This window comes from Bradyrhizobium sp. CSA207 (genome assembly GCF_029051685.1).
GTDB lineage: Bacteria > Pseudomonadota > Alphaproteobacteria > Rhizobiales > Xanthobacteraceae > Bradyrhizobium.
In genome coordinates this window covers 98,687-124,131 of record NZ_JAACFT010000007.1, presented here as the reverse complement: position 1 = coordinate 124,131, position 25,445 = coordinate 98,687, and the positions used below count along the sequence as shown (strand labels likewise).

The following is a 25,445-nucleotide window of genomic DNA, read 5'->3' as shown; positions in this document are numbered from 1 at the left end:
GCCCATGTCCATCCAGTTCACCACCGACGACAGCCCCGGGCACAGGCGTCTGGCCCTCTGGCAGGATATCGTTTGCGACGTCTTCGTCGGTCTGGACTGCAAATCGGACCTCGGCAGCGCCTTTCGCGGTTCGGTGACGCAGGCCACGCTCGGCAAGGCGGTGTGCTCCGAGGTTTGCTCCGACCGCCAGCACGTCTTCCGTACGCCCTCGCGCATCGCGCGCTCGGACCAGGATTTCGTCCTCGTCGCGCTTGGCAATCGCGGCGACGGCGGTGTCGTGCAGGACGGCCGCGAGACCGTGATCCATCCGGGTGAGTTCGCACTCTACGACACCACGCGGCCCTACGAGCTGAAGTTCAACGACGCTTTCACGCAGACCATCTTCAAGGTGCCGCGCGAGATGCTGCAGCGGCGGCTCGGCCGCACCGAAGCTCTCACTGCGTTGTCGTTCGGCGCCGGCGCGCCGCTCGAACGGCTTGCCTACGATTTCATCGTGAAACTCTGCCAGAGCGCGGATCAACTCGCGGCGGATAACGCCGCCGCGCTGTCGGAACAGGCCGTCGACCTCCTGGCGATGGCGCTGAGCGAGCGGCTCGGCAAGACGGCGCTGCCGTCTTCTACCCATCGCTCCGCCCTGCTCTACCGGCTGAAGGCGCATATCCGTGCGCACCTCGCCGATCCCGACCTCTCGCTATCGGAGACCGCGGCTGCGCTCGGCATCTCGCCGCGCTACGTGAACGATCTTCTCGCCGACGAGGATACCTCGTTCCAGCGCTACGTCTTGGCCGAACGTCTCGCCCAATGCCGGCGCGACCTCGCCACGCCCGTGCTCGCCCACCGCCACGTCAGCGAGATCGCCTTCGCCTGGGGCTTCAACGACCTCTCGCATTTCGGCCGCGTCTTCCGCGAGCATTTCGGGATGTCGCCGCGCGAGTTCCGGCAGAGCCAGCTGCGGCATTAAGATCGGCCGGACGGAATAACCGCGCCGGCCGCCTTCAGCCCCAGCCTTCGATTTGGACGAAGGCAGCACTCGGGAATTCCAGATTGTCTCGTCCACCGGCGTGCATCAGGCTGGCGCGCATGAGAACCCATTCAACGACAGGCGGATCGGAGCTGTTGCTGGGTGTGATCGCGATCCGGCTCGCGGTGCTGGTGCTGGCAGGCTGGAGCCTGGCTCTGCTGCCTCGGCAGGCTCGTGACGGCAACGTCGGCTGCGGTCCGCAGGCAGCAAGCATCGAGGCCCCAGCTCCACCGAAGATGATCCGCTCGCACGTCAGCGATCCCAGCTTCGACGACATGCGTCTGCACGACTAAGGCGCAAGCGCGTCGCTTGGAGATGTGACGCGGGCCTTCATCGCTTCGCTCATGGGAAGCTGGAGGTTCTGTCCCTTTGGCGGAATCGGCGACTCGAACCATTTGACGTAGAGCCGATCGAACCCACCGGACACCATCTTTTCTTTGATGGCGGCGTCGACGAGTGCTTTGAATTCCGGGTCCTCCCTGCGTGTCATCAGCCCGTAGTAGGATGGCGCATAGCTAGCCGCCAACATCCGGAACGCCTCGGGATCGGATGCGTTTGCGACAAGCCCAGCAACCAGGATATCGTCCTCGAACCACGCCGCGGCGCGGCCTGTTCCAAGCATGAGGAGCGACTCGGCATGGTCCTTGGCCTGGACGATCGTCACACTCAGCTTCTCGTCATCCAGTATCTTCTTGGCGAGCCCGAAATTCAGCGAGCCCTGCGTGATGACGACCGTCTGCCCGTCGAGTCCTGTCGGCTCCGTCACCCGAGACGAGGCGGACACCAGCCAGCGCGGCGATGCGACATAGGTCGCAATGGAGAACGAGACCTGCTTCTGCCGTTCCGCGGTGTTGGTCGTGCTGCCGCACTCGACGTCGATGGTGCCGTTCTGAAGCAATGGAATGCGGTTGGACGCGTTCACCGGCACGTAATCAATTTGCAGCACCGAGCGCTTCAACACGGACTTGATCTTATCCGCCACCGCGGAACAGAGATCGAGCGAGAGCCCGGTCGGCTTCTGATCAGCCCCGAGATAAGCAAACGGAATCGAGGCCTCGCGGTAGCCAAACGTGACCTTTCCGACCTCCTTGATCTTGTCGAGGGTCTGGCTGGCCGCTTGCGCTGCGGGAACATCCAGTAGCACAAGCGAGAGGGCGGCAATGGCAAGCGTCGGCGCGTGTTTGCGGATCATGTCAGCCTCCGGACTGTTGCTAGGCGGCGGGATTTCGCGTCAGCTCATCGAGGCTTTCCCTCAAGGACCGATCCAGGATCTCGACAGCGCGATCGATCTCCTCGGTCGAGACGGTCAGTGGCGGTGCGATGCGCCACACCGATCCGCGCTCGGGGCGGCGCCGGATGTTCATGCTCAGCCCATACTCGAAGCACTTCTTCGTCGTCAGCCCACCGAGCTGATGGGCCGCGCGCCGGCTGTGGCGGTCGGTGACCAGCTCGACGCCGAGCAGAAGTCCCATTCCCCTGATGTCGCCGATCTGCTCGTATTTCTGCTGAAGGCCCTCGAAGTGGCCGCGCAGATAGGCGCCCATGACATTGGCGCGTTCGACGAGCTTCTCCTCGGCGATCACGCGCAGCACCGCGAGCCCGACCTCGGCCAGGAGGGGATCAGAGACGTGGCTGGTGTAGTAGGTGAAATGATCCTCGTGGAGCTTGCTCTCGATCACCTCCGTGGTCGACACGGCCGCAAGCGGAAGGCCGCCTCCGAGCGTCTTGGACATGGTCATGATGTCAGGGACGACGCCGAAATATTCGGCTCCGGTCTTTTTGCCGATGCGCCCGAACGCGGTCTGGGCCTCGTCGAAGATCAGCAGCATGCCGCGCGCGTCGGCGGCTTTGCGCAATGCTTCCATAAAAGCCTTCGGCGGCACCAGCACACCGCCGGCGCTGATCACGGGCTCGGCGATGATCGCGGCGCCTCGCCCGGTCGACTGCATGTCGAACATCTTCAGGGCAAGTTCGAGATTGGCGAGCGCGGACTCGTCCTCGCTGCCTTTTGCGATGTAGGGCCTGTAGGCGTTCGGCTCCGGGATGACGAACACGCCGGGCGGCGGCACGCCATAGCCCTTGCGGTCGCTCGCCATCGAAACCGAGGCAGCCCCCCCGGTGATGCCGTGCCAGGACCCGCCGAGGACGAGCACCTCGTAGCCGCCGGTGTACATCTTGGCCATCCGGAGCGCGACTTCGGTCGCTTCCGAACCGGTGTTGATGAAGATCGAGCGCTTGAGATCGCCGGGCAGCCAATCCTTCGCCAGCACCTGGGCGAGTTCGGCCACCACTTCGGGGATCATCCCGCTGAAGAGATGGAAGGCCTTCTTGCCCGCCCGCTCCACCGCCGCGACGATCGCGGGATGGTTGTGGCCGATCGTCGCGCACATCTGCCCCGACGTGAAATCGAGATAGTCGCGCCCGTCGCTGTCGGTGACGATGGTCCCCTTCGCCGAGGTGAAGAGGTTCGGGAACACGTCTCCGCCATACCGGACCAGGAATTCGTCGGCGGCCTGTTTCAACGCTGAAGTCATTTAGTCTCCTCGGGTAAGCGGCATCCGCCGCGCAGGCGTGCGGCGCGGCGATGCGGAGTCCGCTCACCGGTCTCGGTCTCGGGGCAGGTTTGGGGCACGAAGCAGTTGCGTCGGGGCGCTAGCGGTACGAAACTTGCCCGTGCAACGGGGAAATTCGTACCGGGCAGGCATGATGGGCGCCAGTTCAAAAAACTCAGCAGCCGATGAAGTGGATTCAACGGAGCGGCCGCGAATGCCGCCGCTCAGGGCGCTGTCGGCGTTCGAAGCAGCCTCCCGACATGGCAGCTTCAGCCGAGCTGCCGAGGAGCTTGGGGTCACGCCCTCGGCGATCAGCCATCACATCCAGAAACTCGAAGACTTCCTCGGCGTGCGCGTGTTCTCGCGGCATGCCGGCCGCGCGATGCTCACCAATGCCGGCCGCCTCTATGCCGGCGAGATCGAGCGCGCGTTCGGTACGATCATGGGCGCGACGCGGCTGGTGGCGCCGCAATCGCAGCGCGATCATCTGTTCATCGCAAGCGGACCGAGTTTTGCCGGCAAATGGCTCCAGCCTCGGATCGGCAATTTCATCGGCCAGCATCCGGGGATCGGGATCAGGCTGTCGACCATCGCCGACTTACGCGATCTCGAAACCATCCGCTTCGATCTCGCCATTGCCTATGGTCGTCCGCCGGTCGTGAACAACAGGCAGATCGAGCCGCTGCTGGCCGAGCGTTTGCGTCCGCTCTGTAGCCCGCGGTTGATCGAGCAGCTCGGGCTGCGCGAGCCCGGCGATCTCGCCCGCGCAACCCTGATCCATTCCTCGAACGCACTGACCTGGACCGACTATCTGCGCAAAGTCATCGGCACGAACATCAAGGCGCGCCACGAATTGTGGTTCGACCGATCCACCATGGCGATCGACGCGGCTGTCGAAGGTCTCGGCGTCGTCCTGGAGAGCGAGATCCTCGCCGCCGAGGAGTTGGATAAGGGGACGCTTGTCGCGCCGTTCCGCCAGCCTGAATTCGAGGTCGAGACGGTCTCCTATTATCTCGTGCGCTCTTCGGAAACCAAAGGTCGCAGCCATGTCGGCGCATTCGAAGCCTGGCTGCGCGCGAAGATCTCGGCCGCGAACTTGCAGACGACGAGCGTGGCCTAGCAAATACGAACCTCGCAAAGCAGAGCCGCCATGTGCGCGCAATGGTGCGCAGCTCTTGCTTGCGCTAGCTTCCGCACCAAGGTCGCACCGATCAACCAGCGGCCAACCGAGGAGCATATCAATGGAATACCGACGCTTGGGCCGGTCAGGCCTCATGGTGCCCGCTTTGAGCCTTGGAACGGGCACCTTCGGCGGCGTCGGCCGCCTCGCTGCATGGGGTACGACTAACGCGAGCGAAGCGCGGCGCCTTCTGGATATCTGCCTCGAAGCCGGCGTATCGATGTTCGACACCGCCGACGTCTATTCGCTCGGCGAATCCGAGCGCGTTCTCGGCGAGGCCATCAAGGGCCGCCGCGACAAGGTTCTGGTCTCGACCAAGGCAACCTTTCGCTTCGGCGAGGGTCCGAACGACATCGGCTCGTCGCGGCAACATCTGCTCGCAGCCATCGACGCTTCACTGAGCCGCCTCGGGACCGATTACATCGACCTGTTCCAGCTCCACGGTTTCGACGCATTCACCCCGCCCGAAGAGGTGCTTGCGACCCTCGACGTGCTCGTGCGCGCCGGCAAGATCCGCTACGTCGGTGTTTCGAATTTTTCGGGCTGGCACCTGATGAAGTCGCTCGCCGTCGCCGACAAGCACGGCTTTCCGCGCTATGTTGCCAATCAGACCTACTATTCGTTGATCGGGCGCGACTACGAATGGGAGCTGATGCCGCTTGGCCTCGACCAGGGGCTCGGCGCGGTGGTGTGGTCGCCGCTCGGATGGGGACGCCTGACCGGAAAGATCCGCCGCGGCCAACCCAAGCCCGAGGTCAGCCGCCTGCCCAAGACCGCCGATTTCGGCCCGCCGGTGCCCGATGAGCACGTCTATCGTGTCGTCGATGCGATCGATGAGATAGCCAAGGAAAATGGGAAGAGCGTCTCGCAGATTGCGTTGAACTGGTTGCTGCAGCGTCCGACGGTCTCGACGCTGATCATCGGCGCGCGCAACGAGACGCAGTTGCGAGAGAATCTCGGCGCGGTCGGCTGGTCGTTGACCAGAGAGCAAATCGAAAAGCTCGACGCCGCAAGCAAGGTGACGCTGCCCTATCCCTACTGGCATCAGCGCACGACCTTCAGCGACCGCAATCCGCCGCCGGTGTAGGGATCTCATCAGTTCGGCGAGCCTGCCCCTTGCGCTGCATCAATTTGGAGCTTGCGAAAGCCACCCTGACCCATGCTTGCCGCACCGGAAGGCCTGCTTCCGGGACGGGAACCGTCCGTGTCCTGCCGGGTTGCGATCCATCCTGCAATTGCCTAACCCGGAGATGAATCACGGCTCGAATCAAGCTCGCCTCCATGATGTCGACCGCCCCGATCGAGCATGCCGACGGCCTGCCGCAGCCTCAGCGCAACCAGGCGGTCCTGACCATTGCGCTCGGCATCATCATGGCTGTGGTCGACAGTGCCATCGCCAACGTGGCACTGCCCACGATTGCGGCCGACCTCGATGCGAGCCCGGCCTTCTCGATCTGGATCGTCAACGGCTATCAGCTCGCGATCACCATCTCGCTGCTGCCGCTGGCTTCACTCGGCGAGATCGTCGGTTATCGCCGCGTGTATCTGACCGGGCTCGTCCTCTTTACGCTCGCATCCGCATTCTGCGCGGTGGCGCACACGCTGCCGATGCTCACGATCGCGCGCATCGTGCAGGGGTTCGGCGCAGCCGGCATCATGAGCGTCAACGCGGCGCTGGTGCGCTTCACCTATCCGCGCAGCCAGCTCGGCCGCGGCATCGGGCTCAACGCGCTCGTCGTCGCGTTCTCGGCCGCGATCGGACCGACGCTTGCCGCGGGCATCCTCGCGGTGGGAAGCTGGCCCTGGCTGTTCGCCATCAACGTGCCACTCGGCGCCGTCACGCTGGTGCTGGGCCTGCGCAGCCTGCCCCACACCAAGCCTGCGGGCCGTTCCTTCGACTGGCAGAGCGCCGCGCTCTCCGCGATCACCTTCGGCGTCGGCATCGCCGCGATCGACAGCGTCGGCCATGGCGGGGCGCTCGTGACCTGCCTCGTTCAATTCGCAATCGCCGTCGTCGCCGGCGCGCTGCTGATCTGGCGGGAAACCCACATCGCATCGCCGCTGTTGCCGGTCGATCTCTTGCGCATCCCCGTCTTCGCGCTGTCGATTGCGACCTCGATCGCCTCGTTCTGCGGACAGATGCTGGCCTTCGTCGCGATCCCCTTCTACCTCCAGAGCCGTTTCGGCTATTCCGCCGTGCATATGGGTCTGCTGATCACGCCATGGCCGATCACGGTGGCCTTTGCAGCCCCCCTTGCCGGCCGACTGGTCGAGCACTATCCAGCCGGCCTGCTCGGCGGCATCGGGCTCACGCTGTTTGCCTGCGGCCTGGGCGCGCTCGCCTTGCTGCCTGCGGACCCCACGCCGCTCGACGTGGTCTGGCGCATGGCGCTAGCCGGCGCCGGCTTCGGTCTGTTCCAGACGCCAAACAATCGCACCATGATCGCGGCCGCCCCGCGCCAGCGCGCCGGCGGCGCCAGCGGCATGCTGGGCACGGCGCGGCTGCTCGGCCAGACCACGGGCGCGGCGCTGGTGGCGCTATTCCTGGGCCGCTATCCGATCGAGGGAACCCGGATCGCCCTGCTCGCCGGCGTCGGATTCGCCTTGTGCGGCGCCATGCTGAGCGTGTTGCGGCTATCGCCTGCGGGCGCCCGCGGCGCCGAGCACGTCCGCGTGCAGGACGATCAGCGTCTGCGCGGAGATTGATTAGCGGCGCGTGCTGCCAAGGTTCCCAATCGATCCACGGTTGGCGCGCACCCTGCCGCTCCGAACCAGCCACGGCTGCCGGCGCGCCCGAAGCAGTAAGAGCCCGGGCGGTCCCAAAATGAAAAGGCCGGCTTCTCAGCCGGCCATTTCGATTCGTGCGACGATGCGATTAGACCTTGACCAGCGGACCCTTTGACGTCGGCCCCTTCGAGCCGCCGGGGCCGCCCGGCTTCGACTTGCCCGGCGGACGCTTCCGGGCGGGCAGTTTCTCCTGCTTCGGCGTCACCGGCCCCTCGACGAACTCGAAGCCGATCTTGTCCTTGGTCTCGTCGGCCTCGTCCTTGACCAGGACGACGCGGACGTGGCCGCCACCCTTGAGCTTGCCGAACAGCACCTCGTCTGCGAGCGGCTTCTTGATGTGCTCCTGGATCACGCGGGCCATCGGCCGCGCGCCCATCTGCTCATCATAGCCGTGCTGGACCAGCCACGCCTTGGCGGGCTCGGACAGCTCGATGGTGACGTCGCGGTCGCCGAGCTGGGCCTCGAGCTGGAGCACGAACTTCTCCACCACCGTACCGATCACCTCGACGCTGAGATGACCGAACGAGACGACGGCATCGAGACGATTGCGGAATTCCGGCGCGAACTGCCGGTTGATCGCCTCGTGGTCGTCGCCTTCGCGCTTGGACCGCGTGAAGCCGAACGCCTGCTTGGCGAGATCCGCCGCGCCCGCATTCGTGGTCATGATCAGGATCACGTTGCGGAAATTGACCTGCTTGCCGTTATGGTCGGTGAGCCGGCCGTGATCCATGATCTGGAGCAGCACGTTGTAGAGATCGGGATGCGCCTTCTCGATCTCGTCGAGCAGCACCACGCAATGCGGATGCTGGTCGACGCCGTCGGTGAGCAGACCGCCCTGGTCGAAGCCGACATAGCCGGGAGGGGCGCCGATCAGGCGCGACACGGTGTGCCGCTCCATGTACTCGGACATGTCGAAGCGCAACAACTCGACGCCGAGGCTCGCCGCAAGCTGCTTCGCCACTTCCGTCTTACCGACGCCGGTGGGACCCGAGAACAGGTAGCAGCCGATCGGCTTCTCCGGCTCGCGTAAGCCGGCACGCGCCAGCTTGATCGATGCCGCAAGTGACTCGATTGCCTTGTCCTGGCCGAACACCGTGCGTTTCAGGGTCTGTTCGAGATGCTTCAACACCTCGGCATCGTCCTTCGACACGCTCTTCGGTGGAATCCGCGCCATCGAGGCGATCGTGGTCTCGATCTCCTTGATGCCGATGGTCTTCTTGCGCTTGTTCTCGGCGACCAGCATCTGCGCCGCACCGGACTCGTCGATCACGTCGATCGCCTTGTCCGGCAACTTGCGGTCGTGAATGTAGCGCGAGGAGAGCTGCACCGCGGCCTCGATCGCCTCATTGGTGTACTTCAGCCGGTGGTAGTCCTCGAAATACGGCTTGAGGCCCTTGAGGATCGCGATCGCGTCCTCGACGGTCGGCTCGTTGATGTCGATCTTCTGGAAGCGCCGCACCAGCGCACGGTCCTTCTCGAAGTGCTGGCGGTATTCCTTGTAGGTTGTCGAGCCCATGCAGCGGATCGTGCCCGAGGCGAGCGCGGGCTTGAGCAGATTCGAGGCATCCATCGCCCCGCCCGAGGTCGCGCCCGCACCGATCACGGTGTGAATCTCGTCGATGAACAGGATGGCGTTGGGATGCGCCTCGAGCTCCTTCAGCACCTGCTTCAGGCGCTCCTCGAAGTCACCGCGATAGCGCGTGCCCGCGAGCAGCGTGCCCATGTCGAGCGAGAATACCGTGGCCGCCGCCAGAACTTCCGGCACCTCGCTGTCGACGATGCGCTTGGCGAGCCCCTCCGCGATCGCGGTCTTGCCGACACCGGCCTCGCCCACGAACAGCGGATTGTTCTTCTGCCGGCGGCACAGCACCTGGATCGCGCGGTTGATCTCGGAATTGCGTCCGATCACCGGATCGATCTTGCCGTCACGCGCCTTCTTGTTGAGGTTGACGCAATAGGTCTCGAGCGCCTCGCCCTTCTTTTTGGCGTCTTCGCTGCCCTTGGCCTCGGTCTCTTCGTCGACGCCGCGCACAGGGCGCGCCTCGGAGACGCCCGGCCGCTTGGCGATGCCGTGGCTGATGTAGTTGACCGCGTCGTAGCGTGTCATGTCCTGCTCCTGCAGGAAATACGCGGCATGGCTCTCGCGTTCGGCGAAGATCGCAATCAACACGTTAGCGCCGGTCACCTCTTCGCGACCGGAGGATTGTACGTGGATTACCGCGCGCTGGATCACGCGCTGGAAACCGGCGGTCGGCTTGGCATCGTCGGCGCCATCCGTCACCAGATTCTCGAATTCAGTTTCGAGATAATTGACCAGGCTCGTGCGGAGCTTGTCGAGATCGACGCTGCAGGCGCGCATGACGGCAGCTGCATCGGAGTCGTCGATCAAAGAGAGCAAGAGATGCTCGAGCGTCGCGTATTGGTGATGACGCTCGTTTGCGATCGCCAGCGCACGATGCAGGGATTGTTCAAGGCTTTGGGAAAAAGTCGGCATTCGCGTCCTCTATGGCCCCCACCATCATGATCGCCATCGCCCGGTCAGGCAACAACAACCTTTGTCACATATAGTTATACAAAATCGCGGCGAAAGACCGGTTCCGCGACTCGGCGGCGACACACCTGCGGCATTCTCGATGCAAAACCCGTTCCGATTTGGGCAGGATCGGCGCCGACGCAGATTTACGCAGGTTTCCCGGCCGCGCAGATCGCGCAGACGTCACGCGACAATCGCTGCGGCCTACACAACAACCGGAGGCGCCGTGACGAGGTTTACTTCTTTTCCATCACGCATTGCAGCGGATGCTGGTGCTTGCGGGCAAAATCCATCACCTGCGTCACCTTGGTCTCGGCGATCTCGTAGGTGAACACGCCGCACTCTCCGATGCCGTGGTGGTGGACGTGCAGCATGATCTTGGTCGCAGCCTCGATGTCCTTCTGAAAGAACTTCTCCAGCACGTGAACGACGAATTCCATAGGTGTGTAGTCGTCGTTCAGGATCAGCACGCGATACAGGTTTGGCCGCTTGGTCTTCGGCTTGACTTTGGTGATGACGGACGTGTTCGGAGCGGAGGGACCGCCGGAACGGTTCTCGTCATTGCTCATCCGGGGAGCGTAGGCGGCGGAGGCCGCAGGCAGGTCAAGGCTTGAAGACAGTTGCGGCATGGCTCAGGCGTTCAAATTCCCCACGGAAGCGTATGAGACGGACCACTGCGCAGCTCCGCCCTTCGGAGCTTCGCGCAGGCGCGCCGCCTTGTTGGACCGCCGCTTCCAACCGTTCCGGTCCAAGCCGGATCGGTTTTCGGGAATATGGGCCTGCCCCCGGCTCGCCGCAAGGCAAGGGCTCGACCGACGCGCCCACGGCAATCCCGATTCCCGGTCCGGGCGATCCTCGGCAAGGTTAATCAATCCGGATCGATTTGACAAAAACTTCCAGCCCGGCCGCTTAGAACATGTTTGACCAGGAACCCGGCGCTCACGCGGCTGCGACGGTTTCGCGCGGCGCAGCTCCGGTTTTTACGGGGCGAACTGCCGGCCGTTCGATGGCGTGGCGCAATCTTGGGCGGTGTCATTCCGCAGAACCGCTGGTACAGCAGCAACGGCTCACAGCCCAGGTGAATACCTGCCGCGACGACGCGACTTCCAGTGCTGCAATATTGCGCTGGCAATACCGACAAGCTGCGCGTGGCGCGCTGACGAATCCCACGCACGCAAGCAAAAAAAAGCCCGGCTGATTCAGCCGGGCTTTTTGATTCCAGGAGTCCGGAGGATTACTGGGCGGCCGGGGTGAACTTCGACACGATGGTCTCGACCGGCTTGAAGGCCTGCTTGGCGAGGTCGTTATAGAGGCCGGCGATCTTCTGCGATTCCGCGACGAAGGTCTCGTAAGCGGAACGGGCGAAATCGGTTTGCGCTTCCAGAGCCTTGTCCAGCGACTTCACGCCAGAAAGCTTCTCGACGAAGGACTTGGTGTCTTCGAACGACTTCTTGGTGTAGTCGCCATAGGCACTGGCGATCGCCTGGAGGCCGTGCTGCACAGTGGTCGCGGAGGTGACGTACTGCTCGAAGTGCTCTTTCCCGTAGTTCTGAAAGTCTTCAACCTTGAACATCTTGGAATCCTTTTCCCTGACTTTGTCGGGAAGCCCCGGCTCCCTGACGCTGCCCATAATTAGTGCAACGCACAAAAAAGTCAACAATTTTGTGCGACGCACAAAAGGAGTACGCAAGTTACGGAGATTCCCGGGATTTTCCGCAAGAGTTCCTTAAGCTTTTGGAAACCGCAGCCCCCTACCCTGATTCCCTGGATGTGTTCACCTACGCAGGCGGTCAAAAGCCGTTTGAGAACATTGCCTTAGCCAGAATAGCGGCTCAGGCCCAACGTCCCCCGCGGCCAGCAACGGCGGAGGGACAGCCTGAGCAGGTAATGATCCCGGGTCCGCAGGGCACAATTTCGCCTCACGAGCCGGTGATCAAGTCAGAAACGGGGACGGGGTTCCATGCTTCGTAAAAACTTGGCTTCCTCGCGCTTGGCGCGGGTTGGCGTTTTCGGGCTTCTTGCGGTCACCGCCGTGGTCATCTTCACGACCGATGCGGCCGAGGCCCGGCGCCATCGGCATCGCCACTACGCGCACCACCGGGTGCAGCGCGATGTTTCCGAGAGCTACAGCCCGCAATTCGCATCTATCATCGTCGACGGCAATTCCGGCGCGGTGCTTCAGGCGACGAGTCCTGACGGGCTGCGCCATCCCGCCTCGCTCACCAAGATCATGACGCTCTATCTGCTGTTCGAGCGCCTCGAGTCCGGCAAGATGAAGCTCGACACCGAAATGCCGGTGTCTCAGCACGCCGCCGCACAGGATCCGACCAAGCTCAATTTGCGCCCGGGCCAGACCATTCGCGTCGAGGACGCGATCAAGGGTCTGGTCACCCGTTCCGCCAACGACGCGGCCGTGGTGATCGCGGAAGCGATCGGCGGCGAGGAGGACGATTTCGCCCAGATGATGACGCGCAAGGCGCGCGCGCTCGGCATGTCCAAGACCGTGTATCGCAATGCATCGGGTCTGCCGAACGACGAGCAGGTGACGACGGCGCGCGACCAGGCCACGCTCGGTCGCGCCATCCAGGAGCGCTTCCCGCGTTATTACCGCTACTTCTCGACCGCCTCGTTCAATTTCCGTGGGCAGTCGATCCGTAACCACAATCGCCTGCTTGGCAGCGTCGAAGGCGTCGACGGTATCAAGACCGGCTACACCCGTGCCTCCGGCTTCAACCTCGTGACGTCGATGCGCCGCGGCAACCGGCATCTGGTCGGCGTGGTGCTGGGCGGCCGCAGCGGCGGTTCGCGCGACGCCATCATGCGCAATTTGCTCGCGGAGAATCTCGAAAAGGGCGCGTCGAGCCGCACCGTCGCTGCAATCGCCGAGCGCAACGGCTCGGACGCCAACACAGATGTCGCCGATGCTTCGGATGCTCCGGCCCGCCCGGTGCCGCAGGTCCAGGCTGCGGCGGCTCCTGCTCCCGAACCGGCCCCGCCGCGTCCCTCGCGCCTGTCGGCGCTTGCGGCGGCGACCGCCGCGATGCCGCCGGCGCAGCCCAGGGCTGACGCCAGGGCCGACACCAGGTCCGCCGAGGCCAAGGTCGAGCCCGCTCCGCTCACCAACGGCGTCATCGCCAGCCAGCCACTCTCCATCATTCCGGGGTCGTCCGAGCCGATGAAGCCGGTCCGCGTCAAGACGGTTCAGGTCAAGGCGGGCGCCGTGAAGTTCGCTTCCGCCGCCCCGACGCAAGCGGCGCCGCCGATCACCAGCACCATTCCGGCGCGAACCGAAATTGCCGAGACCTCCGGCGCCGTCGTCGCCCGGGCCGATCTCGCTAGCAAGCCCGAGATCGCGAGCCAGCCCGAGACGCCGAAGGCCGAAATCGCCCGTACCGAGCTGCCGCGGCAGCCCGCGGGCTTCGGCACGGGCAATGGTATTCTCGGCGTGCTGCCGGCCGCAACCGCCGCCGCTCCCGCGCCGGCTGCTCCGAAGCTCGCCTCCGCCGATCCGGCGCCCCAGCCGGTCCAGATGGGCACCACGGCTCGGCCGGTGCTCACCCACAGCGGCTGGATCGTCCAGGTCGGCGCCCTCGAGAGCGAGAGCGAAGCCCAGCAGCGCATCGACGCTGCGCGCAGTTCGGCCCGCGGCCTACTCAGCAAGGCCGATCCGTTCACCGAGCCGGTCCTCGCCAAGGACAATCGCAAGCTCTACCGCGCCCGCTTCGCCGGGCTCGAGCGGGATCAGGCCGAAGCCGTCTGCCGCGCCCTGAAGCGCGCCGACATCTCCTGCATGACCGTCCGCAACTGATCGTCATCATCGTTCCGTCAAAATGCCCGCGCCTTTCGGCGCGGGCATTTTCGTTTTGGGGATGAGATCGTGCGAAGGCTGTTCCACGACAACCTCTCGTCAAGACTTTACGGTTAAGACTTTGCTCTAGGGATCGACCACGCCGACAATGGCGGGCATCGGGGCGACGGCAAACAGAGCAAGCGGAGCTCACGCGGTACGGGCGTTTGTAGCGTGGTGCCGGAGTTAGCCGTTATGCGTACGAAGCAGAGTATCCTTAGCCTCGTTTACACGGGCAGCGAGGTACGTCGAGCCCCCCTGGTCGGGATGCAGTTTCTTCATCAGGGACTTGTGGGCCCGGCTGATGTCGTCTCGCCCCGCCCCAGGCTGCAAGCCAAGGATCTGATAGGCTTCCTCCGCCGTCATTTTGCCGCTCGCCACCGTGCGGCGCTGCCGCCCTGCCGCGTCGCCCTGCGCGTTCTGACGCCAAGCGGGAAACCGGCGGTCCAGATAGCTTTCAAGTAAGGCCACGCTCTCGGCGTCGAAGGCCGGGACCATCGCCAGCAGGCCAGCGAGATCGAACTCGTCGAGATTGCGCCCGGCATGAGGCCCGGCGACGATCTGGCCCGCAAGCTGACCAGAATCGTGGTCGAGCCGCATGTCGAGGAATTGCGAGCGCACGCGCGACGCCTGCCCGGACGAGCGCGCCGCGCCGCCGAACAGCCCGCCGATATTGCCGAAGCCCGAATTTGCCAGCGGCGCCCAGCCGAGCAGGCCGGCGCCGAAGATCCCGAGAGGGATCGCAACCGCCAGTTCGCCCCGCAAGCCCGTGAACGCCGCGACCGCCAGCGCCACCAGGCCCCCACCGAACTTGATGGTGCGCGCCAGCACCGCCGGATTGGCGGAGCGGAACATCTGGAGCAGCAGATAGAGCGTGATAACGGCGACAACGCCGGCGATCAGAGTCATGGCCCGTATATAGTCGCCTCGCACACAAAATGCATGCGGGCACCGCGTGCCAGGCAAATCTGTCTCACTTCATCTGGCCGATCAGCTTCGCCGCACCATCCGTCGTCTTCGACAATTTCAGCAGTGCCTCGCGACCACCCGCCGCATAGGCCGCAGCGGCGCGCAAAAGGTCACGCAACTGCGCCGCTGCGCCAGGATCGAACCGGCACCAGGCACCGCCGGTCAGGCGCGCGATCTCGCGAAAGGCCTGCTCGGCGACGTTGTCATGGCCCTCCTGAAACATGAACACGGGCACTTTGAGCATGCCAAGCTCACCGGCCTTGGCGCAGAGCTCGTCAACTTTCTCCTCCATGGCATCGCCAACAAAGACCACCGCACGCACACCAGCTGCAACCGCCTCGCGCCGTGTCTCGCTCAGCACCTTGCCGATCTGGGTGTCGCCGCCGCGGCAGTCGATCTTGCTCATCAGCGTCGCAAGTTTGGCGCTGTCGGAAATCCAGCCCGTGGCGCGGCACTCGTTGAGCCCGCGATAATAGACCAGCCGAATGTCGAGGGTGCCGATGGCCGCGGCTTCGCGGAACATGTCCGCCTGGAGTGCGCAGGCCATATCCCAGGTCGGTTGCCGGCTCATCGTCGCGTCCAGCGCGAAGATCAGGCGCCCCTTCGCGCCGGGTGCGTGCGGCGAGAGCGCACGCGCCTTGGTGACGAAGGCAGCAATATCCTCCGAGGTCGACGTCTTGGCCCGCGGCAGCGCGCCGCCTGCTTGCGTCGAGACGGCATCGCCGCCGCGCGGTTTGATAGGTTCGCCCGACATTCCAGCTCACACCTGGCGTGAACGGCTAATGTGGTTAGCGCGCACTGCCCGGTCAATGTGCAAAGCCTCCGCAGGCGGGCGCCGGCGGAGGCTTTGAAAATCCAATTGCTGCCGAGGAGCGAACGTCAGCTCTTGGCAGGCGCCATCAAGGCGACCGGACCAGGCTCGAGGATCTTGGGCGGGGACGAACTGGTGTCGACCGGTCGCACCTCGCTATCAGTCGCGCTCAGGAACTTGTCCAGCATGCCCTGGATCGAGTTCTTCGCGTCATCCGGACCGGTGTCGCGCATGTCGTTATGCTGGTATTCGGTCTTCACGACCTGGATCCCGGCCTGCTCGCACTCCTCGTCCGTCGGGATCACGCCCGGGTCGGTTTTGAACTGCGGATCCTTGGAGCGGAACGACAGGATCTTGAACTTGCCCGCGGTGACGAAGGGCACACGCAAATTGTCGAGCGTGACGACCTTCTTGACCTCATCCGGATACTGCTTGGCGAAGTACATCGTGATGTCGCCGCCCATGGAGTGGCCGACCATCGTCACCCTGGCGTAATCGGCGTTGGGCTGAACCTTCTTCATCTCCTGCATCGCGAGGTGGATGTTGGCCACGCCGCGCAGGATTTGCGGCAGCCGGCCGACATAGAGCTCGCCGGGCTTGGTCACCATCGGAGGATCGGTCGGCAGATCGTGCTGCGGGCTGACGACGAGATAGCCGCGCGCCGCGAAGATGTTGGCGAGGAAACCGTACTCGGTGTTCTTGACGGTGTTGCCGTGATTGATCACGGCGACCGGCATCGTGATCATGCCGGCATTGGCCTGCATTTCCTTGTCGCGACGGATCGCGATATCGACAGGCACCGGACGGTTGTCGCGCGAGGCATCGTAGAAGGTGATGGTCTCGTGCCTGATGGCCCACTTGCTCGCCGTGAAGTAGGCGATGCCAAAGAGGGCAGTGACCGAAACCAGAACGGCAATTCCACGCTTCATTTTCGTCCTCAGCCTCAGGCTTGTGTCACCTGAAATCCCTGCCGAAACCGTGTTTGTTCGGGGAGCTCTTTGGCCCCCTCGCGCCTATTCCCTAATATATGTCACAGCCGCGTGACAGGAAGGCTAAATATTGTGAACTGGCAGCCCTTTCATTGTGCGACGCACACACTTCTTAAGCATCCCTCCTCTTACGACTACGTCAGGCTGCAAGTCACTATCTGACGCAACCCGTGTCGATGGGGTTCAATTTCGCAGCAAATGCGGAATGAAAACGAACTTGCGCCGACTCAGTTCCCGCCGGAACCGACAATACCGAGCGACCGGAAGTAGCAAGATACCGCGGGTCAGGCGCCGAGGATGTCGTGGACCTCGAGCGGCTTGTCGACCTGAGTGAACCACTCGGCCCGATTGGCCGCACGGCGGCGGCCGCGCTCGTCGAGCGGAAGCTTGAGCTGGCGGAGCAAACTCGTCACCTCTTCCCGCGCAGTGAGATGGCCGAGATTGGGCCGCATGCCGAGCGTGGCTTCGTCGATCTCGTCGAGGGCGGTCAGGCCGCGCGGGAAGAATTCGCGGTAGACGACGCGCTCGGCGAAGCCGTCGACGTAGCGGAAGCCCAGCCGCAGCGACAAATCCTTCAGGCTGTCGGCCACGAGCTGCTTGTTGCGGGAGCCAAGCATGGACAGGCGGTTGCGCACCACGATCCAGTCGGTGGTCGAACCGTCGAGCTGGCGGCGCTTGCGCCTGACGTCGCGCACCATCTCGGCGTAGTGGCTTTCGCCCGTCACCGCATAGTTGGCGGGGTCGACGGTGCCGAGCACGTCGAAATCGAGAAAGCTGTCGTTGATCGGCGTGACCAGAGTATCGGCCATCGAATGGGCGAGCCGCATCAGGTAGCTGTCGGTGCCGGGCGTATCGATGACGATAAAGTCGAAACTGCTCTCGACCGCCGAAACCGCCTCCATGAATTGCTGGAACTCGGAATTCTCGTTCTCGGCGATCTGCATGGTCTCGCCGAGCTTGATGCAGCGATGCACCGGCAGCTCGAGGTCGAGCCTAGTGCGGCGCGCCCAGGCGGAACGGTTGGCGATGTAGTGGGTGAAGCTCTGCTGACGGCAGTCGAGGTCGATGCTGGCGACGCGCTGGCCGGCCTTCAGAAGCGCAACAGCGATGTGCAGGGCGGTGGTCGACTTGCCGGATCCGCCTTTCTCGTTGCCAAGCACGACAACATGCGCCGAGCCGGATTGGCCTTGGCTAGCCTGCACAAGCATAGCGATCCTCAACACCCCTGCGGAATATCTTCAAGTTGGCTGCGTCTGCGGTCAAGTGAAATGCGTGACAGGCAAGGCAAATCGCATCGCGCCGTTCTTCATCATGAATCGCCGCGCCTTCTGTCGTCTGTGATCCAGTCCACAATGTCACGCACATCCTGCGCGGACTTGCGCGGGATGCTGTGCCGCATCCGGACGCATGGCGTCCACGACCGCCGCTTGTTAAGGTTAGCCGCTCGGGCGCCGGCACGCGCCCGCCTCCGCTCCCAACCCCGTTGAGTCCTGATGCCACCAAGCCCCTTGATCGCCCGCACGGTCCCAAGCTTGCGACGCGCGGTCGACAATCTTCGCAAGCGAAAGTCCATGATCGCGCTGGTGCCGACCATGGGGGCGCTCCATGACGGACATGTGTCGCTTGTGCGCCTGGCCAAGCGGCGCGCCAGCCGGGTCGTGGTCTCGATCTTCGTGAACCCGACCCAGTTCGCGCCGACCGAGGATTTCGGCGCCTATCCGCGAACCTGGAAGGCCGACATCGCCAAGCTCGCGGCCGAGGATGTCGACATCGTCTGGCACCCCGGCGTCGAGGCGATGTATCCGGAGGGCTTTGCCACCCGCATCGTGCCGGAGGGGCCGGCGCTGGCGGGCCTCGAGGACCGCTTTCGCCCACACTTCTTCGGCGGCGTCGCCACCGTCGTCGGCAAGCTGTTTACACAGTGCCGGCCGGATATCGCGATTTTCGGCGAGAAGGACTTCCAGCAATTGCGCGTGGTGACGCAGATGGCCGGGGATCTCGACCTCGGCGTCAAGGTGATCGGCTCCCGCACGGTGCGCGAGCGCGACGGCCTCGCGATGTCCTCGCGCAACGTCCATCTGTCGCCGGAAGAGCGGCAGACCGCGACCACGCTCTACCGTGCCATGAAGGACAGCGCCGGGCGGATCCGCGCCGGCGAGGCAATCGCCTCCGCGATGGCGCGCGGCACCGATATGATCAAGGCTGCCGGTTTTGCGCTCGACTATTTCGACGTGCGTCACGCCCAGACACTTGCGCCGGTCACCTCGCTCAAGGACGGACCGTTGCGGATCCTGGTCGCAGCCAAGCTCGGCTCGACGCGGCTGATCGACAATATCGCGGTTTAGAGCAGTCCGAGGTCGCGCAGCTCGCGCCGCATCGGCTCCGGCATTGCCGCGATCGTGCCCGCGGCAGACTTGCCGAGGTCCGGCGGAACCACGTCGTCGGCGAGATAGCGCCAGCCCTGGAACGGGCGCATCGGCCGCGGCGATACCGAGATTACCTTGGGCTGCATCACGATCCGGCAGCGGCCGATACCGTCCTTGTCGCGGAACGGCTCGATGCCGATGATCTTTTCGCGCGCGGCGATCTCGCCCTTGATCACCCAATAGAGCGAGCCGCCCGAGAGAATCTCGGCGTCGCGCTTGGGCACCATGCGGGTGACGTGGATGTGGTGTTGCGGCAGGCCTTTTTTCTTGGCCGTCTGCATCCGTTCGGCGATCCACCCCTTCAATTCCTTGACGGAGTCGCAGCCGACGGCAAGCTTGATCAGATGTAGTGGCATGCCCAAGCATTAGCGGGCCGGCCAGGGGTTTTCAAAGCCGAACTATTCGTTATCCGCAGCCGCGGGAGCCGAGGCCGGCGGCGGCGCCAACGGAACCGGTGCGGCCGGCGCGCGTGCAGCCTTCGGAGCCGGCGGCTTCTTCGCGGCCGGTGCCGTCGGCGCGGCGGCCTGTGCCGAGGCCGCAGCCGGCGCGCGCGGAGCAGCCGGCGCGGCGTTGGCGATGGGGGCCTGACGCGTCGCCGCCGTGGGCGGCTCCGGATTCATGATGCTCACCGGCGGCGTCGACGAGGCGCTCGGGAACTCCGCATTGGTCGGCTTGCCGGTCGGCATCGATGGCGGCAACCCCGCAAGCGCTGCGGAGGCCGGCATCGCCGGCGCTGCGGTGGGCGCGTTCCAGCTCGGCGCGTAGCGCGCGACCAGCGTATCGAAGAGATGGGCATCCATGTTGGCCGCGACCTGCTGCTGATCGGTCAGCGAGCGGAAGGCGGCGCAATCGAACCGCGTGCATCCGTCGCGCGCGACCAGCACCTGCGCGACGAGACCGTAGCGATCGCGCTCCAGCGACTTGCGCAGCACCTTCAGGTCCAGCGTCAGGCTCATGTCGGCGATCGCGGCATCGCCGAGCGCGGTCAGCCGGTCGATCCTCGCTGCGGTGTAGGAGACGGCCGCAGCTGCCGCATCGGGCGAGCCGAACAACGCCTTCTCGCAGCCGGCGGCTACCATGTCACCGGCGAGATCGTCGAGGCAAGACAGCGCCGGCAGGCTCGCGGTCACGGTGGCTTGCGCGCGCGCGTCAATCGGCGCTCCCTGCCCAACCGGTCCGTAGACCCGCACGGTGGCAGCCCCCGCGATGGCAATGGCGAGCAGCGTGATCACCGTCAGCGCGCCATTGGCGACCGACCTTTCGGCGCGTAGCAGCGTGATCAACAGAATCAGCCCGAAGAAGCCGGCGGCCGCCAGCGTCATCCACATCGGAAGGGCCGGTGAGCGCCAGATTTGGTCGAGCGAAGTGGCCCCTGCCCAGTTCATGCGCGACGTCCCCTCACGCGAGCAAAGAGCGAATGGTCAAAGCGAGCACCGCATCCGTCAGGAGAGTGCGAGCTGGCTTTCCTTGGCGACGCGTTCGAAGGCTTCGGTCGAGCTTTTGATGCGGTACTGACAGTCGTCGCCATCGGTCGGCAGCAGGCGGATGACCTCATACGTGCCGGTGGCAGCCGGACGCGCGACATTGCTGGCCGTGAACAATACGTGCGTGCCGATCGGAAATTTATGCTTCAACGCCCTCTCCATGACTCAAACAGCGCCTGCCGTGCCCAGGGTCCCACTGCGACGGCCGGCCGAAAACCCGGGCAGTCTATAGCACGCAGCCCACCGATTTGGCCAGCGGTATCCAGCATGGCAAACGTGCCAATTTTGCAGTTATATCAGAGTGATGCCCCCCGGCCGCCGAGGCCGCCGGAACCGGCCCGTCAGGCGGTCTCGGGCAGGCTGCCGACTCGGCTCGGGTGATCCGCAGCCTTGCGCAAGGTTCCGGCCCACCTTCGCCCTCAATACGCGATCCATTCCCATTCGCGATCAGACAGTCTCGAACCTTTCGATGACGAGCGATTCGGCGAGCCCGTCGCGGCTCCATTCCTGGAACGCCGGCAGCGCCATCATCGTGTCCATGTAGGCCTTGGCCGCGGGGTCGACGTCGATCGCATAGGTGCGGAAGCGGTGCACGACCGGCGCGTACATCGCATCCGCCGCGCCGAAGCCGCCGAACAGGAACGGTCCGTTGGCACCGTAGCGCGTCCGGCAGTCGCGCCAGATCTCCTGGACGCGCGCGATGTTGGCGAGCGCATCCGCCGACAATGCCACGGGACGCACGGGACGGTGCAGGTTCATGCCGCATTCGTTGCGCAAGGCCATGAAGCCGGAATGCATTTCCGCGCACACCGAACGGGCATGCGCGCGGGCAGCGACGTCAGCAGGCCACAGCTTCGCTTCCGGATAGCGCTCGGCGATGTATTCGATGATGCTAAGCGAATCCCACACCGTGACGTCGCCGTCGACCAGCACCGGCACCTTGCCGGCGCGGCTGAAGCTCAGGATCTGTTGCTTGTCCGCGGGATTGTCGGTGTAGAGCGGGATGACGGTCTCCTCGAACGGAATGCCATTGGCGCGCAGCGCGAGCCAGGGCCGCATCGACCATGACGAGTAGTTCTTGTTGCCGATCGCAAGCTTCAGCGCTGCCATGTCATCAGTCCTTCCCGAGTCTTATGGATGCGGCTGCTTTTAGCGCCATCGCCTGCCACCAATCAATCGTTGCCGCTCCTCGCTGCGCGTGGCAATCGTGGCGATCCCCGCGAGGAGAGCGACATGAGCAGGCATTGGGTCGATATCACCGCCGTCGGCTTCTTCATCATCGAATGGACGGTCTATGCCCTGACGCTGGAGCACTCGGCCTACGGCCGCGACAGCCTGTCGGCGCGGATGAACCGCTATCGCGAGGTCTGGGTCCGCCGCCTGCTCGACCGCGACACCCGCATGGTCGACATGCAGATCATGGCCTCGCTCCAGAACGGCACCGCCTTCTTCGCCTCCACCAGCCTGTTCGCACTCGGCGGCGCGCTGGCCCTGCTGCACGCCACCAACGACGCCATCACCATCCTGAGCAAGCTGTCGATCGACCTCAGCCCCTCGCCGGCGCTGTGGGAGCTGAAATGCGTCGGCCTGGTGCTGATCTGCGTCTACGCCTTCTTCAAATTCGCCTGGGCCTATCGCCTGTTCAACTACGTCGCGATCCTGTTCGGCGGCATGCCGCCGGCCTCGCAGCGCGACACGCCCGAGGCCGAGGCGCACGTGATCCGCACCTCGCGCCTGTTCGAATCCGCAGGCCGCCACTTCAACCGCGGCCAGCGCGCCTTCTTCTTCGCGCTCGGCTATCTCGGCTGGTTCGTCAGCCCGTGGCTGCTGTTCGTGACAACGGCCGCCGTGGTGATCGTGACCTGGCGGCGGCAGTTCGCGTCGAGCGCGTGGGAGGCGATGGCGCCAGAGGTGGTGGGGGATGGCGGGGAGACGCGGAAGAGTCGTTTCAAACGATGAAGCGATGGACTGTCGCACCGCCGCGCTTTCTCCAGGTCACCGATCCACTCGGCAACAGCGAGCGCGAGGAATGGCTCGAGCCGGCGCCTATTCCGGATAGCGATCCCGCCGCCACCGTTCCCGTAGGGATGCCAGTCGCGCCGACAAATCAGTACCTCACCTACCGGAACAGCTTCCACTGGGACAAGAGCGCCTACGTGGCAGCCGGCTGTACCCCAAGCGGCGGATGCGACTACTCTAAGGCGCGCATCACGCACTTTGCCCACGTCGCCGGCAACGTCAATCAGAAGTCGAACGTGGTCGAGAGCATCAAGTACGCGCTAGAGAACCGCATCTGGTTCAACTATCCCGGACAGACTAGTTCGAGCTTCTCGGGAAACTACGTCAAGCCGAGCGTGACGGCGCGCGTTCTCGACGACGGCACAACGCAGCTCAGCAGCGTTTCGTATGATACGTCCGGCTATTCCAAGGTGACACAGCGCACCGATGCGGTCGGGCGAACGACATCATTCGCCTACTCCAATCACATCGATCTCGCGGCGATCAGCCAGACGACGGCTTTTGGTGTTCAGCAAACGCTTGCACAATTCATCTACAACACAAAGCACCGCCCGATTTTCTTCACCGACGCAGCCGACCAGACGACGAGCTTCACCTACAATACGGCAGGTCAGGTTACATCAGTGACAAATCCGCTCGGTCAGACGACGAGCTATCAATACAACACCACCGGTGATCTCACCGCCGTCATCAATGCCAACAACGCCACTGCCGCAACCCTAACCTACGATGCATACGATCGAGTAAGGACCTACACGGATTCCGAAGGTTGGACCGCCACCTACGACTATGACACAGCGGATCGCGTCACGAAGATAACCTACCCCGATGCTACAAGCAGGATTTATACCTACGACAGACTGGACCTCGCCAGTTTCCAGGACCGGCAGTTCCGAAAGTGGGTATACACGTATGATGCAAACAGACGGCTGACATCGATCACCGATCCCGCCAGCAAACAAACTCTTTTCGGATATGGCCCCACCAACGAATTGACCGGCCTGACAGATCCGAAGGGCAATCTCACGTCCTGGGCTTACGACGTCGAAAGCCGGATCACGCGGAAGACATATCCCGACACCAGTACGGCCACCTACACCTACGAGAGCACAACAAGCCGCCTGAGGTCGGTGTTGGACGCACTGGGGCAGACCAAGCAATACGGCTACGCTCAGGACAATCTACTGACGAGCATCACCTATCTAAACGCGGTAAACACAACTCCGAACGTCACCTTTGCTTATGATCTCTATTTTACACGCCGCACGTCGATGACCGATGGCACTGGGGCCACGACGTACACTTACGTTCCAGTAGGAAGCCTCGGCGCTCTCCAACTGCAGCAAGAAAGCGCGCCGCTTCCGAACAGCACGATCGCCTATGCTTATGATGCGCTGGGACGGCTGGCATCTCGCACTATATCGGGAGCCGGCGCCGAGACATTCAATTACGATCCGATTGGCCGGTTGAGCAGTCACACAAGCGATCTCGGAGCATTTGCGTTGAGCTATCTCGGGCAGACCAGCCAGATGACGCAGCGCCAACTGGTCAGCACTACATTATCGACCGAATTGAGTTATTTGCCGAACGCTGAGGACCGTCGGCTTTCGGGTATTACCAACGTTGGACTGTCGTCGGGACAATTCTCGACCTACGGCTATTCGACAACCCCTGAGAATTTGATTAGCGCCATCAGTGAAACGAGCGACAGCGCAGCGGTCTATCCGAACGCGGTGGCACAATCGGCGAGCTATAACAATCTCAACCAAGTCACCAATCTCTCCGGGCAGGCTTTGAGCTTCGATGTCAACGGTAATTTGCTCTCGGACGGACAACGCAACTACAATTGGGACGCTGAGAATCGCCTGATCGGCATTACCTATCCCGGTCAGTCAGGCAAACAGACCGGCTTCGCTTATGACGGTCTGAGTCGACGCGCTGCGATCATCAGCACGCCGGAGGGCGGCAGTGCGACGACGGCTCACTATTTGTGGTGTGGGGCGAGCATCTGCCAAGCTCGAAATGCGAACAACGCGGCAACGCGCGGGTACTATGCAGAGGGCGAGCTCGTTCCTGGTGCTCCTGCGCAGACCTTTTACTATGGACCGGATCAGATCGGCTCGGCTCGGCGCATCTTCGCCAGCACAACAAGCGCGCCAGCCTACGGCTATGATCCTTACGGCCGGGCTTTGCAGAGCACTCCGCCGCTCACCGACTTTGCCTATGCGGGCATGTTCTACAATTCCGAAAGCGGACTTTATCTGACGCAATATCGGGTGTATGATCCAGTCGCAGGTCAATGGTTATCTCGTGATCCTGTGGGGGAAGGCACCCATCCCGCGGCAAACCTATATGCCTATGTTCAGGGTAATCCGCTGGGTCTGGTCGATCCGCTTGGCCTACAGGAGATTCCATCAACTCCCCCTCCCGGAATTCCAGGTGGCCCTTGGACGCCAGCCGGACCAGGGCAGGCGCCGGGGACATTTTTTGGCCCGCCCCAACCAAATGGTCCTAGGGCGATCTGTCGGTGGGTACCTCCGGTACGGGAGGGCGGCCCTCCTGGATCTGAAGGATACTGGAAGGCTCAAGGTGGAGGATCCGGGGATTGGTCTCGCTTTAACAGGAACGGAGCACCTATTTCGCCGGAACAAGCCCATCCCAATCCACTGCCGGAGAATCCTGTCCCTCCTATTTTCCGCTACGGTGGCGCGGTCGGAGTGTTCTTGGGAACATTACTGTACTCCGGTCCTGCCGAATGACGGGCTAGCAGCCTAAGTTGGACATCCGCTTCTCGGCTGTGCATCCTCGGCTACAATCCCGCGTTGCT

General features: G+C 63.7%; 22 protein-coding genes. 9 read left to right on the top strand and 13 right to left on the bottom strand.

Annotation, left to right across the window (positions count from 1 at the left end):
- Nucleotides 1-4 precede the first annotated feature (4 nt).
- Nucleotides 5-961 carry a helix-turn-helix domain-containing protein gene (locus tag GWG65_RS09870; protein WP_275195317.1) on the top strand — a complete coding sequence of 319 codons (957 nt, stop codon included), beginning with the start codon at nt 5-7 and terminating at the stop codon, nt 959-961.
- 119 nt (nt 962-1,080) lie between these two features.
- On the top strand, nt 1,081-1,314 hold the full coding sequence (locus tag GWG65_RS09865; protein ID WP_275195315.1) for a hypothetical protein: 234 nt from the start codon (nt 1,081-1,083) through the stop codon (nt 1,312-1,314).
- On the opposite strand, the gene GWG65_RS09860 is transcribed toward GWG65_RS09865, so the two are convergent.
- Both GWG65_RS09860 and GWG65_RS09855 read right to left on the bottom strand, forming a co-directional pair.
- Complete coding sequence (locus GWG65_RS09860; RefSeq protein WP_275195314.1) at nt 1,311-2,213, bottom strand: amino acid ABC transporter substrate-binding protein; 903 nt, start codon at nt 2,211-2,213, stop codon at nt 1,311-1,313. The two genes, GWG65_RS09865 and GWG65_RS09860, sit on opposite strands and share 4 nt — an antisense overlap.
- A gap of 19 nt (nt 2,214-2,232) precedes the next feature.
- Nucleotides 2,233-3,555, bottom strand: a complete 1,323-nt coding sequence (locus GWG65_RS09855) for an aspartate aminotransferase family protein (protein ID WP_275195312.1) — start codon at nt 3,553-3,555, stop codon at nt 2,233-2,235.
- Nucleotides 3,556-3,787: 232 nt separating this feature from the next.
- Between GWG65_RS09855 and GWG65_RS09850 the strand changes: the two genes are divergently transcribed.
- From GWG65_RS09850 to GWG65_RS09840, 3 genes are all read left to right on the top strand, one after another.
- Nucleotides 3,788-4,693 carry a LysR substrate-binding domain-containing protein gene (locus GWG65_RS09850; protein WP_275195310.1) on the top strand — a complete coding sequence of 302 codons (906 nt, stop codon included), beginning with the start codon at nt 3,788-3,790 and terminating at the stop codon, nt 4,691-4,693.
- Nucleotides 4,694-4,814: 121 nt separating this feature from the next.
- Complete coding sequence (locus GWG65_RS09845) at nt 4,815-5,840, top strand: aldo/keto reductase (protein ID WP_275195309.1); 1,026 nt, start codon at nt 4,815-4,817, stop codon at nt 5,838-5,840.
- Nucleotides 5,841-6,037: 197 nt separating this feature from the next.
- A complete protein-coding gene (locus GWG65_RS09840; RefSeq protein ID WP_275195527.1) occupies nt 6,038-7,459 on the top strand; it encodes an MFS transporter in 1,422 nt (473 codons plus the stop codon).
- A gap of 169 nt (nt 7,460-7,628) precedes the next feature.
- Here GWG65_RS09840 and clpA read toward each other — a convergent pair whose 3' ends face one another.
- From clpA to GWG65_RS09825, 3 genes are all read right to left on the bottom strand, one after another.
- Nucleotides 7,629-10,034, bottom strand: coding sequence for an ATP-dependent Clp protease ATP-binding subunit ClpA (clpA, locus tag GWG65_RS09835; RefSeq protein WP_275195308.1), 2,406 nt, complete (start codon nt 10,032-10,034; stop codon nt 7,629-7,631).
- A gap of 275 nt (nt 10,035-10,309) precedes the next feature.
- Complete coding sequence (gene clpS / locus GWG65_RS09830) at nt 10,310-10,642, bottom strand: ATP-dependent Clp protease adapter ClpS (RefSeq protein WP_187435651.1); 333 nt, start codon at nt 10,640-10,642, stop codon at nt 10,310-10,312.
- A gap of 665 nt (nt 10,643-11,307) precedes the next feature.
- Entirely contained in the window at nt 11,308-11,646 is a 339-nt protein-coding gene (locus GWG65_RS09825; protein ID WP_275195305.1) for a phasin family protein, read from the bottom strand.
- Between the two features lie 387 nt (nt 11,647-12,033).
- On the opposite strand from GWG65_RS09825, the gene GWG65_RS09820 reads away from it, so the two are divergent.
- Entirely contained in the window at nt 12,034-13,881 is a 1,848-nt protein-coding gene (locus GWG65_RS09820; protein ID WP_275195303.1) for a serine hydrolase, read from the top strand.
- A gap of 225 nt (nt 13,882-14,106) precedes the next feature.
- Here GWG65_RS09820 and GWG65_RS09815 read toward each other — a convergent pair whose 3' ends face one another.
- From GWG65_RS09815 to GWG65_RS09800, 4 genes are all read right to left on the bottom strand, one after another.
- Complete coding sequence (locus tag GWG65_RS09815; protein WP_275195302.1) at nt 14,107-14,829, bottom strand: DnaJ domain-containing protein; 723 nt, start codon at nt 14,827-14,829, stop codon at nt 14,107-14,109.
- Between the two features lie 64 nt (nt 14,830-14,893).
- Nucleotides 14,894-15,643, bottom strand: coding sequence for a VWA domain-containing protein (locus GWG65_RS09810; protein WP_275195300.1), 750 nt, complete (start codon nt 15,641-15,643; stop codon nt 14,894-14,896).
- A gap of 125 nt (nt 15,644-15,768) precedes the next feature.
- Entirely contained in the window at nt 15,769-16,629 is an 861-nt protein-coding gene (locus GWG65_RS09805) for an alpha/beta fold hydrolase (protein ID WP_275195299.1), read from the bottom strand.
- A 344-nt stretch (nt 16,630-16,973) separates the two neighbouring features.
- Nucleotides 16,974-17,897: a division plane positioning ATPase MipZ gene (locus GWG65_RS09800; protein ID WP_275195298.1), complete on the bottom strand. Its 924-nt coding sequence runs from the start codon at nt 17,895-17,897 to the stop codon at nt 16,974-16,976.
- 285 nt (nt 17,898-18,182) lie between these two features.
- Between GWG65_RS09800 and panC the strand changes: the two genes are divergently transcribed.
- Nucleotides 18,183-19,034 carry a pantoate--beta-alanine ligase gene (gene panC / locus GWG65_RS09795; protein ID WP_275195297.1) on the top strand — a complete coding sequence of 284 codons (852 nt, stop codon included), beginning with the start codon at nt 18,183-18,185 and terminating at the stop codon, nt 19,032-19,034.
- Here the strand turns inward: panC and GWG65_RS09790 are convergent.
- From GWG65_RS09790 to GWG65_RS09775, 4 genes are all read right to left on the bottom strand, one after another.
- Nucleotides 19,031-19,471, bottom strand: coding sequence for a DUF1489 domain-containing protein (locus GWG65_RS09790; RefSeq protein ID WP_275195296.1), 441 nt, complete (start codon nt 19,469-19,471; stop codon nt 19,031-19,033). The genes panC and GWG65_RS09790 overlap by 4 nt on opposite strands.
- A gap of 42 nt (nt 19,472-19,513) precedes the next feature.
- Nucleotides 19,514-20,500 (bottom strand): hypothetical protein, encoded by a 987-nt coding sequence (locus GWG65_RS09785; protein ID WP_275195294.1) that lies wholly within the window; start codon nt 20,498-20,500, stop codon nt 19,514-19,516.
- Between the two features lie 57 nt (nt 20,501-20,557).
- Nucleotides 20,558-20,761: a hypothetical protein gene (locus GWG65_RS09780; protein WP_275195293.1), complete on the bottom strand. Its 204-nt coding sequence runs from the start codon at nt 20,759-20,761 to the stop codon at nt 20,558-20,560.
- Nucleotides 20,762-21,046: 285 nt separating this feature from the next.
- A complete protein-coding gene (locus tag GWG65_RS09775; protein ID WP_275195292.1) occupies nt 21,047-21,709 on the bottom strand; it encodes a glutathione S-transferase family protein in 663 nt (220 codons plus the stop codon).
- A gap of 123 nt (nt 21,710-21,832) precedes the next feature.
- Here GWG65_RS09775 and GWG65_RS09770 point away from each other — a divergent pair, with 123 nt between their 5' ends.
- The gene (locus GWG65_RS09770) at nt 21,833-22,558 is read left to right on the top strand and encodes a DUF599 domain-containing protein (protein WP_275195290.1); all 726 of its coding nucleotides are present in this window, start codon (nt 21,833-21,835) and stop codon (nt 22,556-22,558) included.
- Entirely contained in the window at nt 22,555-25,377 is a 2,823-nt protein-coding gene (locus GWG65_RS09765) for an RHS repeat-associated core domain-containing protein (RefSeq protein ID WP_275195288.1), read from the top strand. The genes GWG65_RS09770 and GWG65_RS09765 overlap by 4 nt, the downstream gene beginning before the upstream one ends.
- The last annotated feature ends 68 nt before the right edge of the window (nt 25,378-25,445 follow it).